The organism is Alcaligenes sp. SMD-FA, from assembly GCF_025960365.1.
GTDB classification, from domain to species: Bacteria; Pseudomonadota; Gammaproteobacteria; order Burkholderiales; family Burkholderiaceae_B; genus Alcaligenes; species Alcaligenes aquatilis.
Genome location: NZ_CP110108.1, coordinates 3,597,911 through 3,612,559, shown reverse-complemented (window position 1 = coordinate 3,612,559; position 14,649 = coordinate 3,597,911). Strand labels below are relative to the sequence as shown.

The 14,649-nt window shown below is 50.4% G+C and carries 13 protein-coding genes; 7 read left to right on the top strand and 6 right to left on the bottom strand.

The genetic code is table 11. From position 1 onward, the window contains the following. Window positions 1-8: 8 nt before the first annotated feature. Together OKX01_RS16665 and OKX01_RS16660 are read right to left on the bottom strand one after the other, a co-directional pair. Window positions 9-1,244, bottom strand: a complete 1,236-nt coding sequence (locus OKX01_RS16665) for a flippase (protein ID WP_264672095.1) — start codon at window positions 1,242-1,244, stop codon at window positions 9-11. Beyond that, a complete protein-coding gene (locus OKX01_RS16660) occupies window positions 1,241-2,512 on the bottom strand; it encodes an O-antigen ligase family protein (protein WP_264672094.1) in 1,272 nt (423 codons plus the stop codon). Before OKX01_RS16660 ends, OKX01_RS16665 begins: the two co-directional genes overlap by 4 nt. A gap of 265 nt (window positions 2,513-2,777) precedes the next feature. Between OKX01_RS16660 and OKX01_RS16655 the strand changes: the two genes are divergently transcribed. Beyond that, a complete protein-coding gene (locus OKX01_RS16655) occupies window positions 2,778-4,049 on the top strand; it encodes an exopolysaccharide biosynthesis polyprenyl glycosylphosphotransferase (RefSeq protein ID WP_264672093.1) in 1,272 nt (423 codons plus the stop codon). Here the strand turns inward: OKX01_RS16655 and OKX01_RS16650 are convergent. Further along, window positions 4,046-4,906 carry a glycosyltransferase family 2 protein gene (locus OKX01_RS16650; RefSeq protein ID WP_264672092.1) on the bottom strand — a complete coding sequence of 287 codons (861 nt, stop codon included), beginning with the start codon at window positions 4,904-4,906 and terminating at the stop codon, window positions 4,046-4,048. The genes OKX01_RS16655 and OKX01_RS16650 overlap by 4 nt on opposite strands. Before the next feature lie 4 nt (window positions 4,907-4,910). After that, window positions 4,911-5,669 (bottom strand): glycosyltransferase family 2 protein, encoded by a 759-nt coding sequence (locus tag OKX01_RS16645; protein ID WP_264672091.1) that lies wholly within the window; start codon window positions 5,667-5,669, stop codon window positions 4,911-4,913. A gap of 344 nt (window positions 5,670-6,013) precedes the next feature. On the opposite strand from OKX01_RS16645, the gene OKX01_RS16640 reads away from it, so the two are divergent. Further along, window positions 6,014-7,426 (top strand): mannose-1-phosphate guanylyltransferase/mannose-6-phosphate isomerase, encoded by a 1,413-nt coding sequence (locus tag OKX01_RS16640; protein ID WP_264672090.1) that lies wholly within the window; start codon window positions 6,014-6,016, stop codon window positions 7,424-7,426. Between the two features lie 5 nt (window positions 7,427-7,431). Beyond that, window positions 7,432-8,619: a glycosyltransferase gene (locus tag OKX01_RS16635; RefSeq protein WP_264672089.1), complete on the top strand. Its 1,188-nt coding sequence runs from the start codon at window positions 7,432-7,434 to the stop codon at window positions 8,617-8,619. Here OKX01_RS16635 and OKX01_RS16630 read toward each other — a convergent pair whose 3' ends face one another. After that, complete coding sequence (locus OKX01_RS16630; RefSeq protein ID WP_264672088.1) at window positions 8,620-9,696, bottom strand: EpsG family protein; 1,077 nt, start codon at window positions 9,694-9,696, stop codon at window positions 8,620-8,622. Between the two features lie 15 nt (window positions 9,697-9,711). Further along, window positions 9,712-10,815 carry a Wzz/FepE/Etk N-terminal domain-containing protein gene (locus OKX01_RS16625; protein WP_264672087.1) on the bottom strand — a complete coding sequence of 368 codons (1,104 nt, stop codon included), beginning with the start codon at window positions 10,813-10,815 and terminating at the stop codon, window positions 9,712-9,714. Window positions 10,816-11,044: 229 nt separating this feature from the next. Here OKX01_RS16625 and OKX01_RS16620 point away from each other — a divergent pair, with 229 nt between their 5' ends. From OKX01_RS16620 to hpaI, 4 genes are all read left to right on the top strand, one after another. Next, window positions 11,045-12,058 carry an ABC transporter substrate-binding protein gene (locus OKX01_RS16620; RefSeq protein ID WP_249460294.1) on the top strand — a complete coding sequence of 338 codons (1,014 nt, stop codon included), beginning with the start codon at window positions 11,045-11,047 and terminating at the stop codon, window positions 12,056-12,058. Next, window positions 12,058-12,885 (top strand): ABC transporter permease, encoded by an 828-nt coding sequence (locus tag OKX01_RS16615; protein WP_203226725.1) that lies wholly within the window; start codon window positions 12,058-12,060, stop codon window positions 12,883-12,885. The genes OKX01_RS16620 and OKX01_RS16615 overlap by 1 nt, the downstream gene beginning before the upstream one ends. Beyond that, complete coding sequence (locus OKX01_RS16610) at window positions 12,861-13,604, top strand: ABC transporter ATP-binding protein (protein WP_264672086.1); 744 nt, start codon at window positions 12,861-12,863, stop codon at window positions 13,602-13,604. The genes OKX01_RS16615 and OKX01_RS16610 overlap by 25 nt, the downstream gene beginning before the upstream one ends. Before the next feature lie 181 nt (window positions 13,605-13,785). Further along, window positions 13,786-14,592 carry a 4-hydroxy-2-oxoheptanedioate aldolase gene (gene hpaI, locus OKX01_RS16605; RefSeq protein ID WP_264672085.1) on the top strand — a complete coding sequence of 269 codons (807 nt, stop codon included), beginning with the start codon at window positions 13,786-13,788 and terminating at the stop codon, window positions 14,590-14,592. The last annotated feature ends 57 nt before the right edge of the window (window positions 14,593-14,649 follow it).

Here is a 14,649-nt window from a genome sequence, read left to right as displayed (position 1 = left end):
AGTGAGAGTTAGCGATATCGTTTAGACAACAGAACAAGTGCCAGGCAATCTATGCCGACTCGTATCGTCCATGCCAGTGCAGCGCCGATGACGCCCCACTGGTTGATACTCAAATAGAGCAGCCCTAAATAGGGCATGATCTCGGCCAGGTGCAACAAGGCTGTGACGCGTGAGTGGCCTGCTGCTTGAATGACGGTATACGGGATTTGCGCGACGGCATTAAAGAAAAAACCGACCAAAAGAATCTGCAGTACAGGAACGGCGTCTCCCAGAAAGTCTTGTCCTAGCCATAAAAGCAGAATCCACTTTGCCAGCAAAATGCCTGCTAGTGAAATGACGCCACATACACCACATAGCAGCAGGTAGGATAACCGCGTTTCATTGCCAGTGCCGCTGCGTGCGCTGAGCACGGGGAAGATGACTCTGACCACTGACCCAGGTATGGCTAGTAGTCGGGTGATCGCTTCAGCTGGCCCAGTGTAAAAGGCCACGACTTTGGCTCCATTCATTGTAGAGAGCAAAAAGCGATCAAAATACACCATTAAGGGGCTGATTAAATTGCTGACGGTTAGCCAGCCGCCGAAACGGAAAAGGGAAAAAGCTGTTGCCGTTTTCCACTGCAACAGATACTTGCGAGATGGGCCGGGTAAGCTCCAGATATAGGCGATCAGGGCAGTTAGTAAACGGCCAAAGAACAGCCCCCAGACAGCGTGGCTCAAATCAGCATGCACCCAGACGCCAATCAATGGAAAAATAGCGAGAAAAATTCCGCTGAGAGTCCTGAGCATATTAAGAAGGCGAAAATTGGACATGCCTTCCAAGTAGGAAAACCATACCGAGCTCAGTAGTACGAGAGGAAGAGTCACGGCTAGTATGGAAAAAGCTCGTGCACTGTCTGCCTGATATTCAGGGCTGATTGAAAGCCATTGCACCAGCGTGGTATTGAGTCCGGTGATAAGTAGCAATGCGAGCAGGCTGCTTGCCGCGACCAGGATAGTTGAGGTACCCAGGATGCTATGGATGCCTGCCGGGTTGTCTTGCTCTATTGCAACGGAACGAATGACGGCACGGCTGATGCCCAGGTCAAACAGACTGGCGTAGCCAACGACAGCAAAAAATAAGGTGAAAATACCAAACTGCTCTACTCCCAATAGACGAGCGATAACACCCATCGCCGGAATGGCAATAATGAGTGGAGCAGCATACCCTGCTAAATTCCAGAAGGAGTTTTTGATTAAACTCATTGTGTGGATAAAGAAACAGATGAATGATTTTTTTTATTGAAGTTCATGAAACTCCAAAAAACGGAAAGAGATAATAGAAAAAATAATAACGTGTTATTTCTTTCCATCATGTTTTGTGTGAGATTGGAAATTGAATAAACTACTATAAGAATAGATCCGTTAATGGCAGATTGCTTTATTAATGGGTTTTTATGGAAAATATTTGTGATAAAGTGATAAAAGCAGAAAGAAAATAAAGAAATTAAAAGAAATAAGCCGCTAATTCCAAAATGTAACCATGTTTCAATATAGTTGTTATGTGAGTTTGCCAGGCCGAGAATAATTGGAGCGTCAGCTCTGTTTTGTGTAAGTTGTTCTAGTGCTTCTTGATATTCAATATTGGACCAGGCCACAATAGGACGTTGCTTGATTAGTTCCCAGTTGGCTTGCCAGATTGCTAGACGAGCACCTATTGATGTATTGGCGTTGCCTTCCTGGAACTGGGTAATGTCTTGGGCAGCCAGCTTATATCGTTCTTGAACAAAGGAACTTTGTGTCAGGAGGGCACCGGCAAGGAGTACCACCAACGCACAGCTTGTGATGCCGCGTACGGCATAGCGTTTGGGTGTGTATCCGATAATCAGTATGGCAAGGGCGAGGGGTAACGCAATCCATCCTCCTCGGCTTCCAGAGGCCAGAGAGGCGAACAAGCCTGCGAGGGCCCCCAAGGCATAGAGAGCGCCAGGGCCACGTCTGAACTCCTTGGTGCGCCATTGCGCAAGTAAAGCAGTCAGGCAAAATAGCCCAAGCAGGAGGGCAATATTGCCAAACTGAATTGCACCGGTATAGCCATAAACCCTGCCATTGTGAAGTTCACCTCCTAATTGTGCGTAAACTAGCCATAGACAAGACAGGCTGCCCAATGCAAAGGAAGCTGAGATCCAGCCAGGTTTGAGTGTCGCCTTGCTCAAGGCATACAGAACGGGCAGTAGCAACAGGTAGCGGCTGATCAGGTCAAGCTGACGGACGGCATCATCGTGATAAAGCCACATGGTAAGCCCGTTCAGGAAGATCAAGAGCAGCAGTACATTCAGCCCTCTGTTAACTGAGTTTTCCGCGTAGGGTTGGAGGGGGCGTTGAAAGCACAATGGCAGCGAGCTCACTAGCAATAAGCCTGCCGCAACGGCATATACACTTCGTGTAGATAGGATACTGGCGAAAAACAGTGAAAAACCCAGGTTAATACCTAAATTTGCGTATGTGGCAAAATTGAAAGAAGGTCGTTGCATGGTGGGCTGTATTGTACGCGTCGGTTTATTGGATGTTGACCATTTAAACGGTCAGAAAAAGGTTGCTGTAGGTTACAATTTACAAAGCTTAGCATCCGCAACAATCGTGAAGATGAGATAACTTAGGAATTATTTTAATAGTAGTGATTCTCATTTATTTAGATAAATATAAGCGTTTTCGCGATACGACCAATATTTAGTTGTAACACCCTATGCGTATAATGTTTTTTGACTCCAACTTGAAATATTGGACCACCGATTCAGAATGAGCCAGTTAAAAATTCGTCGATTTCAGCGCTTGCATGAGTTGCTGTTGCTGTCTCTGCCTATTTCCCTGTTGTGCGGCCTGTTGGTGACTGTTGTTACCCCTGCCTTAGGCTTGTGGGGAACACGCGTTCTGCTTCATCCGGATGTGGGGCAGTTAACAGCATGGATATTAACCAGCTGTGCTTTTGTCGTCAGCAAGCTAAGTATTAATAAAAGTTCCTCTGACTATCCGGGGGCTCATAGTGCGTGGCTTATTGCGCCCACGGTGCTTTGTGTATACATCCTGCTGTATGTGGTGACATTTTTTTTGCGCTTTGATGCATCGCGGGCTCTGTTGCTAAGCAGCGGGGTTTTGTCCGTGTGCTGGTTGCATCTTGAGTATTTTTTGACCAGTCGATATCGTATTGTCAAATTAGCTGTGTTGCCGGGTGGCGAGGCGGACTTGCTGACTGGGCTGCCAGGTTTGGATGCTCGTTATATTTCTGATTTTGATCTTACCGGGCGGCGGTTCGATGGGGTTGTGGCAGATTTTTCGTGTCTGGATGCAAATGGCGAACGCTTTCTCACTCGCTGTGCATTGCAACGGATTGCTGTATACAGTGCTAGGCAGGTTTTTGAGTCGGTGACCGGACGCGTGCGGATTGATCGAATGTCTGAGAATAATATCGGCTCTTTGTTGCCTTCGCGTCAATATGAGATAAGCAAGGCCGTTTTCGATTACACGATTGTCTTGTTGAGCGCTGTTGTTGTGGTGCCCGTGTGCCTGCTGACAGCATTGGCGATTCGATTGGAAAGTCCGGGCAAGGCAATTTACTCGCAAGTGCGAGTGGGGCAGGGTAACCGTCCGTTCACCATATACAAGCTGCGCAGCATGCGTTTTGATCGGGACGCATGTGAGCAGTTTGCAGGGGAAGATGATCCGCGTATTACGCGAGTAGGGCGGATTATTCGTAAACTGCGTATTGACGAGTTACCGCAGTTCTACAACGTATTGCGCGGGGATATGAGTCTGATCGGGCCGCGGCCCGAGCAACCCTCTTTTGTGAAGGAGTTTGACGAACTGATTCCTTTTTATAGTTATCGTCATGTCGTCAAACCTGGCATTACGGGCTGGGCACAGGTTCGTCATGGGTATGTTTCCAATGCAGAAGATACCCGGGTCAAGATTCAGCACGATCTTTACTATATTAAGAACTGTTCAATCATGCTGGATCTCTACATTACCTTTCTGACACTAAAGACGATGGCTACAGGTTTTGGAGCACGTTAGGTTCTTGATGACAAGCGCTTCTTGACCCAGTTTTTCAGAGGTTGCAAAGTGCCGTGGATCAGATGGTAGAGGCGATGTAAGAGTGGCCCCCAGTGCTTGTAGTGCTTGTTTAGATAGACTTGCATCCCGTCGCTATAGCAACGGCCCCGGAATGACTCATCTGTAAATGTGCCGCCTGACTCGTGCAAGTAACGCGCGGCAGGAATATGGATGGAAGCAATGCCTTGTTGCCTTGCTCGATATTGCAGGTCTGTCTCTTCAAAGTAGAGAAAGAACGACTCGTCAAAGCCGTGAAGCTGTTGAAATTGCTCGCGACCGATTAGCAGCAAGGAGCCCGAAACATAGTCCACCTGGTGAGGTTCTGTGCGGGTGTACGAAGGAGTCAGCAAGCGCCCCAGCCCGAGCGCTTTGAGAGCTAGTGACAGTGGCGTGGGAAAGTGCTCATAGGCATAGCTTGGTCTGCCTTGGCTATCGACAGATAAGCCTCCCAGGATGGGCTGTGGTCCCGAGCGGGGGATTGCCAAATACTGCTGAAAGATTTCAATTACATTGCACAGCAACTGAGCATCTGGATTAAGCAACAGGATGTGAGGTGCATCGGTGTGGCGTGCGCCGATATTGCAGCCTTTGCCAAACCCGTTGTTTGCTCCTGTGCGCAGCAATTGAACCTGCGGGTAGCGTTGTTCGATCTGATCACAGCTATCATCACTGGAGCCATTATCCACGACGGTAATGCGATAAGTAGCTGGTGTACTGTGCTGCTCGATACTCGCTATGGTCTCCAGAATTTGGCTACCACCGTTGTAATTGACGAGCAGTATGTCTACCCAGGCTGCGGTCTGCGATGAAACATTCATGGGATTAAAGTCTTTTGAGGATGGCTTTGCTGAGGTAGTGCAGCATCAGATACGTGCTGTATGGCGCAGACAGGCCTAGGTGCTTACGATAGATTTCCCAGGTCCATTGAACCGATTTAAATTTGTTTGATGATAGTGAGGGATGGCCCACCCGGTAAGCAGCCAAAGGTTCAGGTACTGCGCAGACTGTGCCTGCCTTGCGCGTGATTTCCAGCCACATGAGATAGTCTTCGTGGCGAATGGACTGCTGATAAAATTTGCCCAGCGCATGGCAGTCATACAGTCCGGTCAGATTGCCGATGACATTGCCTTGAAGAAGTTGGTGATAGTTGGTGTATTGAGGAGGAGATGAGGTGCTCAGCCACTGTCCAGGCTCTCGGAACCGGTAATATGCGCTAGTGCAAACCAGTTTTTTGGTGGCGTGCATTAGCTCGAGTTGTTTTTCCAGCTTTTCAGGTAGCCATAAGTCGTCTGAGTCCAAAAAAGCGATGTACTGTCCTTGGGCAAGCGCTATCCCGGCATTACGGGCCCGCGCAACGCCCCCATTAGTTTCACACTGTATTAAACGGATTCTGGCATCCTCTTGTGCTAGATCCTGCATCACCTGACTAGTGTTATCGGTTGAACAGTCGTTAATGATCAAAAGCTCAAGGTGGGGGTAAGTTTGCTCGAGCACAGAGCGAGCAGAATCGACCAGAGTAGCTTGAGCGTTGTAGGCTGGCATGATGACACTGACAAGGGCGAATTCGTTTTTTAAGGACATGAATATTTGAGGGTGAGGGCGCTTTGGCAAAGAGTCACAAACTTCTCGCCTGCTGGTCTGCCACACTTTATCTGGCAATAGTGGTGGTCGGTAAGGTGGTGTTTCAGGGCTGAGGTGGAGATGAGTTGTGCCAGAACACTATTTGAATCATAAAAAACGACACGGCTGTCATTGGGCGTCTACAGGTAAGGATGCAATTAAGAGTGTATCGATACAAGTGGTAAATGGGCGCCTATGCCATACTCCGACCTTCGGGACAGTCCGGTTATGATGAGGTGCGTTTTCTACGCAGGAACGGAATCCGCCGGACTTTATAATATAGCGTACTTTGAAGTAGGTAATTGATGACTAAGCCTGTGATTTCTCCGGTAGTGCTGTGTGGTGGATCAGGAACCCGGTTATGGCCACTTAGCCGGAAAAGTTTTCCAAAACAGTTTGCTCCTGTCATTCATGATCGCAGCTTGCTCAGGTTGACACTGGAGCGATTGAGCCCCTTGATGCAGGGTGGATCTTTGGTCTGTATTGGCTCCGAGGAGCATCGCTTTCTGATCAGCAATGAGCTGGAGGCAGTGGGCTTGCTGGGCCAAATCATATTGGAACCTGTTGCCAAGAATACGGCCCCTGCTGTGGCGTTGGCGGCAATGGCCGTTGGCCCTGATGACTTATTGCTGATTTGTCCTGCAGACCATTTTATCCCGGACGGGCAGTTGTTTGAGGAGTGTATACGTCGAGCGGTGCCTGCTGCCGAGCAGGGAGCAATCGTGATCTTCGGCGTGCAGCCTACCTTCCCTAGTACTGCCTACGGTTATATAGAAAGTGAGCATGAGCTGGGTGAAGAATCTGCTGTGCCGGTCAAGGCTTTTATCGAGAAGCCGTCACTGGAGCTTGCCACTCAGTTGCTGGCCAACCGTAATGTGTTTTGGAATTCAGGCATGGTTCTGGCCAAAGCAGATGTACTGTTGAGCGAGTTGGGGACCTTGGCTCCTGACATGTTGGATCATGTCTCCCGGGCGTTCCAAGCAGGGCAGGTGGATGGCTTGTTTTTCCGTCCAGATGCAGAAGTCTTTGCCCAGACCCCTGAAGACAGTTTCGATTATGCTGTGCTGGAGAAAAGTGACAAGGTCATGATGACCGCGTTTCGCGGGGCCTGGAGTGACGTGGGTAGCTGGAATGCTTTGTCAGCAGTCCAGGAGCCTGACGAGGAAAACAATCGTCTGTCGGGTCAAGCCTATGCGTATGGCTGTTCGGGCACCAGCATTCGAGCTGAGCATCGTGTGGTTGTCGGTCTGGGGCTGCAAGACCTGCAGATAGTGGAAACGGCAGATGCTGTGCTGGTAGCTCAGGCTTCGGAAGTAGAAAAAATCAAACACGTTGTTGAGGATCTGAGAAAGTCCAATGTTGCCCAAGCCGATACGCATCGTAATGTCGTGCGCCCCTGGGGCTCGTATGACAGCATTGATAGTGGTGATCGCTTTCAGGTCAAACGTATTGTTGTGAAGCCGGGAGCTGCATTGAGCTTGCAGAAGCACTATCAGCGCTCCGAACACTGGATTGTCGTCAAAGGTACGGCCCTGGTGACCAGGGGTGAAGAGCAGCATCTGTTATCCGAGAACGAATCTATTTACATTCCCTTGGGAACAACTCATCGTTTAGAGAATGTAGGCAAGATTTCTCTGGAACTGATTGAGGTGCAGACGGGGGCTTATCTGGGTGAGGACGATATTGTTCGTCTCGAAGATACATATGGCCGGGTGTGAAAGCGGTGAGCATTAAAGTTCTGATTGTTTCTTTAAATGGCGTCCAGGAACTGTCTGGTGGCGGGCTTTATTTGCGCTCTGTAGTGACGGCATTTGCCGGCTTGGGCCAGGTGAGTGAAGTGACTGTCATCTCCAAAGAGGTCGGAGAGAAAAGTGTCACGTTGCCTGACAACGTACGATATGTTTATGTGCCGAAAACGGTACGTTCGGATATCGTTTCCCGAGCGATGCTCAATCCTACCTTTCTTGGAACCAGTGCTGGGCTGATTGCCCAGCATGCTCAAAAAGCTGACCTGGTTGTCCTGCATAATTCTCGGTGTGGCCGCATTCTGAGTACGTTGAAGCGTCAGTTGCCAGGCAAGCGGTTCGGTATTATTTCTGATAATTCAGAATACGATTTGAGAAGGCAGCATGAGGCAAATAGTTTTCTGCGTAAGCTGGAGCGGAGAATAGACAGTTGCGAGATTCATGCAGCTGAAAAACGTTGTTTACAAGCGGATTTTATTTCGTTTATTACGCGTAAAGACCGGGATGTGTATATCGCTCGATATGGACAGCCAGCAGTACATGAAATCTTGCCGATCACCGTCGAGGCCGGTATATCTGCTGCCGACTTAAGGCCTACTCAACGTCCCCGCGTTATTTTTACCGGCCATTTTGGCTTTGCTCCCAACGTCAGTGCATTACAGATGTTTGCTCAGGCTGCTGAGCAGTTCCGCTTGTCTGCTGTGGGGCATGAGGTGAGCTTTGCCGCTGCTGGGGCAAACCTGTCGAAATGTTCTATGGCAGGAGAGCATTTTGAGAGGCTGGAGTCGCCAAGTAGTGTGCAGATGCAAGCTTTTTTCCGTGGTGCGTCTGTGTATTTGGCACCTGTCGCTTGGGGAAGTGGTATGAAAACCAAGGTTGCTGAAGCGTTGTCCTACGGCTTGCCGGTTATTTGCTTGGCAAATGCAGCAGAGGGCTACGAAGATGTGTTGTCTTCGGATCGCCACCGTTGTGTTATTGAGGTGGTGAAGGATGTTGGTCAGATGGTCCGTGGATTGGCGGCCTTGTTTGCGGATCCGGATGAGCTTTTACGCCGTCGCCAGTTGGCTTTGGAGGCCTTTCATTTGTATTTGTCACCGGCTTCACAGGCTCGCAGGATGCACGCATTGATAGCAGCCATAGGTCTTGAGTCTGGAAGCAGCACTTAATCAGTCTTGACGCTGGATTTCTGTTTGTAAGGATTTCTCGACGATAAAATCTCGTTCGAATTTATCTAAAAGGAAAAAAGGCTGGTACTGGTTCAAAAAATCCCGTTCTGGATTTTTATGTGCAAGAAAGAGCGACAGGCTCATTGTAAGTGCACAGGATGTAATGAAAGCCCCGCGTAGAAGTGGGGTTTTTTTGTAAAATACTATTCCGAATAAAAGGGGATGAACAGCCAGTAGTGCCCAACTTATTCTTGATATGTGAATTCCAAAAGGAAGGGCTGCTGAGAAGAGCAGAATCCCAATAAAATAACAATGGAATAAGAAGGTGTGATTGCTATTTTCTAATATATATTTTCTATTAATTAAAAAGAAGAGGTATATCAAAGAAAGTAAAGCATAAATCTTGAGGCCGCTGCTTGAGAGGTGCAAGGTAAAGTAGCTGGTGTATAGGCCTGTGTATTGCGAGACAGCGGTAATTAGCAATGGTCCTACTGTTAGGAAGCAAGCCCACACTAGCACATAGATGAGCCAAGAGTGCGGCTTGGATAGCCAACGTCTTAGTATCACCAGAGGGAAGAGGACCAGGATTGATTTATGAAACAGAGCTGCAATTAGCAGCCAGGCCATAGAAATTAATGTGCGACGATGGATGTTGCTGGCAACATAAACAAAAATAGCGATGGCGATAAATTGACGAATCACCCCTAAGCTATCCAGAAATGCGATAGGTAGGCCTAGAAAGGCAAAAAGACCTACCGGGTGCCATTGGTAGAGCCGACTGTAGCGATCGAACGCAAGATAATAGAATGTTGCGATCAGTGTACTGGATAGAATAAATAACAGAACAGGATCAGTGTGATAGCCAATATCCATAAGAACACGGGATAAAGGCTCGAACCAGTCGTAATCATCTTTTTGGCTAAGCTCATAATAAACAGGATAGTCATATCCCGCATTGAAGCGTATGCCAGAAAAAACGCACAGTATTAGCAGCGACAAAAAAACCTGGAGTCGTGGAGAGACCCCAAGCAGATAGAGGTAAAGCAGTGCCAGAAAGAGAAAGAGATAGTAGATCACAGTGAGTGTGTGAGATTACCGATCTGGGGCCGTTGCTTTTTGCCTGAATAAATATGACAGCCTGGTCAAGATATAAAGACAGGCAATCCCTAAGCCACCAAATAGGCCTATAGCGAGAGTTATTAATGTACGTGGTTTATAAGGCGTACTTGGCTCAATAGCGGGCTGGTCTATGGTCGCAACTTGCCCTGAAAGTTGAGCCACATCGATGCTGCCTAACAAGTCCAACTTAGCTTTTAGCAGTGGCAGGGTAGGGATATAAGGGTCATTATTCTGGCGCTTTTGAAGCGTATCAAGTTGTGCCTGCAAGGCTTGTGCACCGCGCAGGTACAGGTTGTCTCCTGAATAAGAGGTAATGAGGTTACCTGTAGAAGAGGGATGTTCCAGTTCAATACTCACGGCAATCTCATGGGCTTCCTTTATGCGGGAAATCTGCGCTTGTCGCTCTGCTTCTGCAAATAAGCGCAAAGCAGTGATCTGAGAGTCAGTTGTTTTTTTCTCCAGATCAGCAGTGCTTTGTACCGTTTGTAGAACCTCAGCGTGACTGTTTCGCAAGGCCATGGCAACGAATTGGTTAGTCCAGGTTTTGGCTAACTGGGGGTCTCGATTGCTTAGAGTTACCTCTGCTGTCGGAACACCATTTAGGCTGGAGTTCAAGATATTGAGGTCTTGTGAAAATTGTTCTCGTAGTATTTCTCTTTCCTGGGCGGATAAATTCGTGTGGTTCAGATGAGCGAGATAAACGGTTTCGAAAAACTCGTCGAGGGTTTTTGGGGAGTTCAGGTGCCGGGTGAAAATTTGAAAAGCAGCTTCCGGAGTGAGTTCGGAAAGATGATGTTTGCTCGCTTCTCCGGTCTGCTCATTAAGAATGTCGTCTGTTTCAGGGCCCAGGGTGCGAATGGCAGTATTGAAATGGACCAGATCAGTGGGGGTGGGGGGAGTCAAAATAGAGTGTGCACGAAAGCGCGGTTCCGCTATGAACAGATAAGCAGCCGCACATAATATGCCTGCCAACGACAGTAGGACAACAGGCAATTTGTGATCGCGTAATGCATCCAGAACATCAAAGATCGTAGGGCCTTGTTCAACTGAAGAGGGGGGAGTAGACGGACTAGTCAAGCGAAAGCTCCTCTGATGGGGAAAGCCATGCGCCAATTTAAGCGCTCGGTCTTGGTATGTTCGCTATTGTATAGCGGGATGTGAGCAGAGATCGTTTAGGTCGTGTGCGATCTACCAATAGCTACAGCTATGTGCTGGAGTTCTTATATTTTCTGCAGTTATAAACAAATAAAGATGCGTCTCTCCAACAGGTTTAAGCTTCAGTTTTCGCCTGTTTCACGAGATCCTTATGTTTTCCCGTTATTTAGCCCCCAGCCTTCTTGCTCTTTCCGTCTCCTTCTCCGCACAGGCTGCCGAGCAAGCGCTGGAGATTGGCTATTTGCCTATCATGCCTGCGGCTCAACTGTTCGTGGGCTTAGGATCTGGCGACTTATTGCCGCAGGGACAACCGGAGCCCAAGCTGGTCCAATTTCAAAGCGGTCCTGCGCTGACTCAAGCTCTGATCGCTGGTCAGTTGGACGTAGCCTATGTGGGGATTGGCCCCGCTTTGGTGGCCAGGGCTAAAGAGGCCGACGTCAAAGTGGTCGCCTCCAATATCGTGGAGCAGGTCAGTGTGGTGGCTATTGGCGATTTGGCTGCTTACCTGGATGCCGACAAGCCGGATTTTGCAGCGGCGGTGGCCAAGTTCACTCAGGAGAAGGGACACAAGCCCAAGGTTGCCAGTTATCCCAAAGGGGCGGTGCCAGAGGCTGCGTTGCAGTATTGGCTGCGCAATATGCTGAAAGTCGACCCGGATGTGGTCGAGGTTATTTACCAAGGTGAGGCCCAGATTCAGCAGGCGCTCAGCAATCATGCTGTTGATGCCGCAGCCATCCTGGAGCCTACGGTTAGCCAGATTCTACAGCGTCAGCCTGATGCCAAAATCGTGGCCCACGGCAGTCAGTTGTTTCCCAATGAGCCTGGCTCGGTGCTGTTGGTGCGTGAGGGTTTGATCAAGTCTCATCCTGATCTGGTTCAGCACTTGGTGAATGCTCACCTGCGTGCCACAGCCATGCTGCGCGACGAACCTGCCAAGGCAACGCCTTATGTTCAGAAGTATGTAGGCGGTGGCCGCTTGCCTAAAGACATTGTGCAGGCCGCTATCGAGCGTTCGCGCGATCAATTCCAGCCAGACCCTCACAAGATTATTGACGGCACGGTTCAACTGCAGGATTTCCAGGTTTCTTTAGGCACACTGGCGACCAAGCTGGATGATGTTCAAAGCCTGTTTGACGTTCGCTTTTATGAGAAGGCAGCACCGTAATGAGCGTTGCAAAACAAGCCAGTTTGCCCGCCGCGACACCAGCACCTGCGCTTGCCTGGGGTGATGCTTTGTGGCGTCGTGGTCTGGAGCGGGTTGTCTACGGGGTCGCCGGTTTGGCCTTGTTCATCGTGGTGTGGCGCCTGGCTTATGTCTATGGCTGGGCTCCGCGCGGCACCTTACCTGATCCCTTGAGTCTGCCCTCGGCCTTGTTTCAGGAGATTGAATCCGGTCGTCTCTGGCCTGCTGCTCAGTCCAGTCTGGTGCACTATTTCTGGGGCTTGGGCGTAGGCACTTTCTTGGGCATTGCGTTCGGGCTGGCGGCGGCAACTATTCATCGCTTTGATTTGCTGCAAGCTTATTTGGTTCGTTTGCTGCGTCCTATTCCGCCCTTGGCGTGGGTGGTGTTTGCCATTGCCTGGTTCAAGGTTAGCCATACTGGCGCAGCCTTTGTGATTGCAATCGGTGTGTTCTGGCTGAATTACTTTGCCACTTACAGTGCGGTGCGCTCGGTCGATCCTCGCTATTACGAGCTGGCTGCAGCTTTTGGGCATAACTCCTATTTTGCTCGCGCCTGGACGGTGGTTTTGCCAGCGATCAGCCCCGGCTTGTTAAGCGGTGTGCGTGCCGGTATCGGCCAGGCCTGGATGACGCTGATTGCGGCTGAGTTGCTGGGTGTGCCTGGCATGGGTCAGGAAATGAATGCCGCTGCAGGGGTGGGGGCTTACGATGCGGTTGTGGTCTACATGCTGATTATCTCGGTGGTCTACACCGTGTGCGACATGCTTTTTCTGGCTTTCAATAAATGGGTACTTCAGTGGCAGCCTTGATTCAGTTCCAGGGGTTTGGTTTTCAGTATCCCGGTGCGTCTGCTCCTGTGATCCGCGATGTGAATCTGGACGTTCAGGCAGGACACTTTGTGGCGATTGTGGGTGGCTCCGGTGTCGGCAAAAGCACTTTGTTACGCGCGGCTGCTGGTTTGAGTCGGCCCAGCTTTGGGCATTTGCGCTCCAATCTGCACGATAGCCCTGGTCGCCGAGCCAATGCTTTTGTCTTTCAGGACAGCCGTCTCTTGCCTTGGCGGCGTATTGCCTCGAATGTGGCGTATGGTCTGGAAGGTTTGGGCCTGTCGCGTGAAGAGCGCGATCAGCGCGTTGACGCAGCCTTGAATCAGGTAGGTTTGGTGCATTTGAAAGACCGTTGGCCGCATCAGCTCTCGGGTGGTCAGGTGCAGCGTATTGGCATTGCCCGTGCCTTGGCTGTGCAACCCGATTTGCTATTAATGGATGAGCCTTTTTCTGCGGTGGATGCTCTGACTCGTCAGGCCTTGCAGGACGAGCTGGTTCAGGTGTGGCAGCGCAGTGCGGCAGCGGTTCTGTTCGTGACGCACGATATTGATGAGGCTGTCTTTTTGGCCGATACCATTATCGTTCTGGGTGGCAGCCCGGCCGGTGTCAGCGCCCGGATAGAAGTAGACCTGCCGCGCCCGCGAGATCGCACTACGCCCCGCTTTGGGGAGCTGGTGAAAGAGGTCGGCCAGGCCTTGTGAGCTCGTTAGCCAATGCAATAAGACATACGGCCCATGCAGTGGGCCGTTTCTTTTGCCTGTTCGTGCCTGAGGGCGATGCATGATGATGCGCTTGTTCAAAATAGTCAGCACTCATGCTCACTTCCGTCTTGTGCGCTTTACACTGCTTGCTTGACGCCTAAGCACGTGACAAGGAGAGGACATGAAGCACCCGGTAAATGCGTTCAAGCAGGCTTTGCGGCAGGGCAAGTCCCAGATTGGTTTGTGGCATGGCTTGGCCAGCCCTTATGTAGCGGACCTCTGTGCTGGCCTGGGCTACGACTGGATTTTGCTGGATGGCGAGCATGTCCCCAATACGGTACAGACCTTGCTGGCGCAGTTGCAGGCGGTCTCGGCTCATCCCATCGCGCCGATTGTTCGCCCTAGTTGGAATGACCCCGTGCAGATCAAGCTGCTGCTGGATATGGGGGCTCAGAATCTGTTGATTCCCATGGTGCAAAACGCTGAACAGGCCAAAGCGGCTGTTGCTGCGACACGTTATCCTCCGCAGGGTATTCGAGGGGTAGGTGCAGCTCTGGCTCGTGCTGCTCGTTGGGGGGCGACCACGGATTATGTGGCGCGAGCTAACCAGGAAATGTGCGTGATTTGCCAGGTGGAAACGCGTGAGGCGCTGGATAACCTGGACGACATCCTGGCGGTGGAGGGTGTGGACGGTGTGTTTATCGGCCCGGCGGATTTGGCGGCCAGCATGGGGTATTTGACTGAACCAGGACATCCAGAAGTCTTGTCAGCGATCGAGGATGCGATTGTGCGTATCAGCAAGGCGGGTAAGGCCCCCGGAATCTTGCAGGCGAATGTCGAGGCAGCGCATCACTATCTGTCCTTGGGGGCCTTGTTTGTGGCCGTAGGCGTGGATGCGGTGTTGTTGCGACAGGCGGCAACGGCTTTGCTGGCTCAGTTCAAGGATGAGGTAGCGGTGCCTGTGGCCCAGCCGGGTGCGGCGTATTGAGTAGCAACTGGCATGCCAAGAACCAAATGCCAAACGTCTTTGGCTTGGGAACCGCTT

Coding starts and splice junctions, on each gene's coding strand:
- OKX01_RS16665 (WP_264672095.1), bottom strand. CDS start 1,244: ATGAGTTTAATCAAAAACTCCTTCTGGAATTTAGCAGGGTATGCTGCT.
- OKX01_RS16660 (WP_264672094.1), bottom strand. CDS start 2,512: ATGCAACGACCTTCTTTCAATTTTGCCACATACGCAAATTTAGGTATT.
- OKX01_RS16655 (WP_264672093.1), top strand. CDS start 2,778: ATGAGCCAGTTAAAAATTCGTCGATTTCAGCGCTTGCATGAGTTGCTG.
- OKX01_RS16650 (WP_264672092.1), bottom strand. CDS start 4,906: ATGAATGTTTCATCGCAGACCGCAGCCTGGGTAGACATACTGCTCGTC.
- OKX01_RS16645 (WP_264672091.1), bottom strand. CDS start 5,669: ATGTCCTTAAAAAACGAATTCGCCCTTGTCAGTGTCATCATGCCAGCC.
- OKX01_RS16640 (WP_264672090.1), top strand. CDS start 6,014: ATGACTAAGCCTGTGATTTCTCCGGTAGTGCTGTGTGGTGGATCAGGA.
- OKX01_RS16620 (WP_249460294.1), top strand. CDS start 11,045: ATGTTTTCCCGTTATTTAGCCCCCAGCCTTCTTGCTCTTTCCGTCTCC.
- OKX01_RS16615 (WP_203226725.1), top strand. CDS start 12,058: ATGAGCGTTGCAAAACAAGCCAGTTTGCCCGCCGCGACACCAGCACCT.
- OKX01_RS16610 (WP_264672086.1), top strand. CDS start 12,861: ATGGGTACTTCAGTGGCAGCCTTGATTCAGTTCCAGGGGTTTGGTTTT.
- hpaI (WP_264672085.1), top strand. CDS start 13,786: ATGAAGCACCCGGTAAATGCGTTCAAGCAGGCTTTGCGGCAGGGCAAG.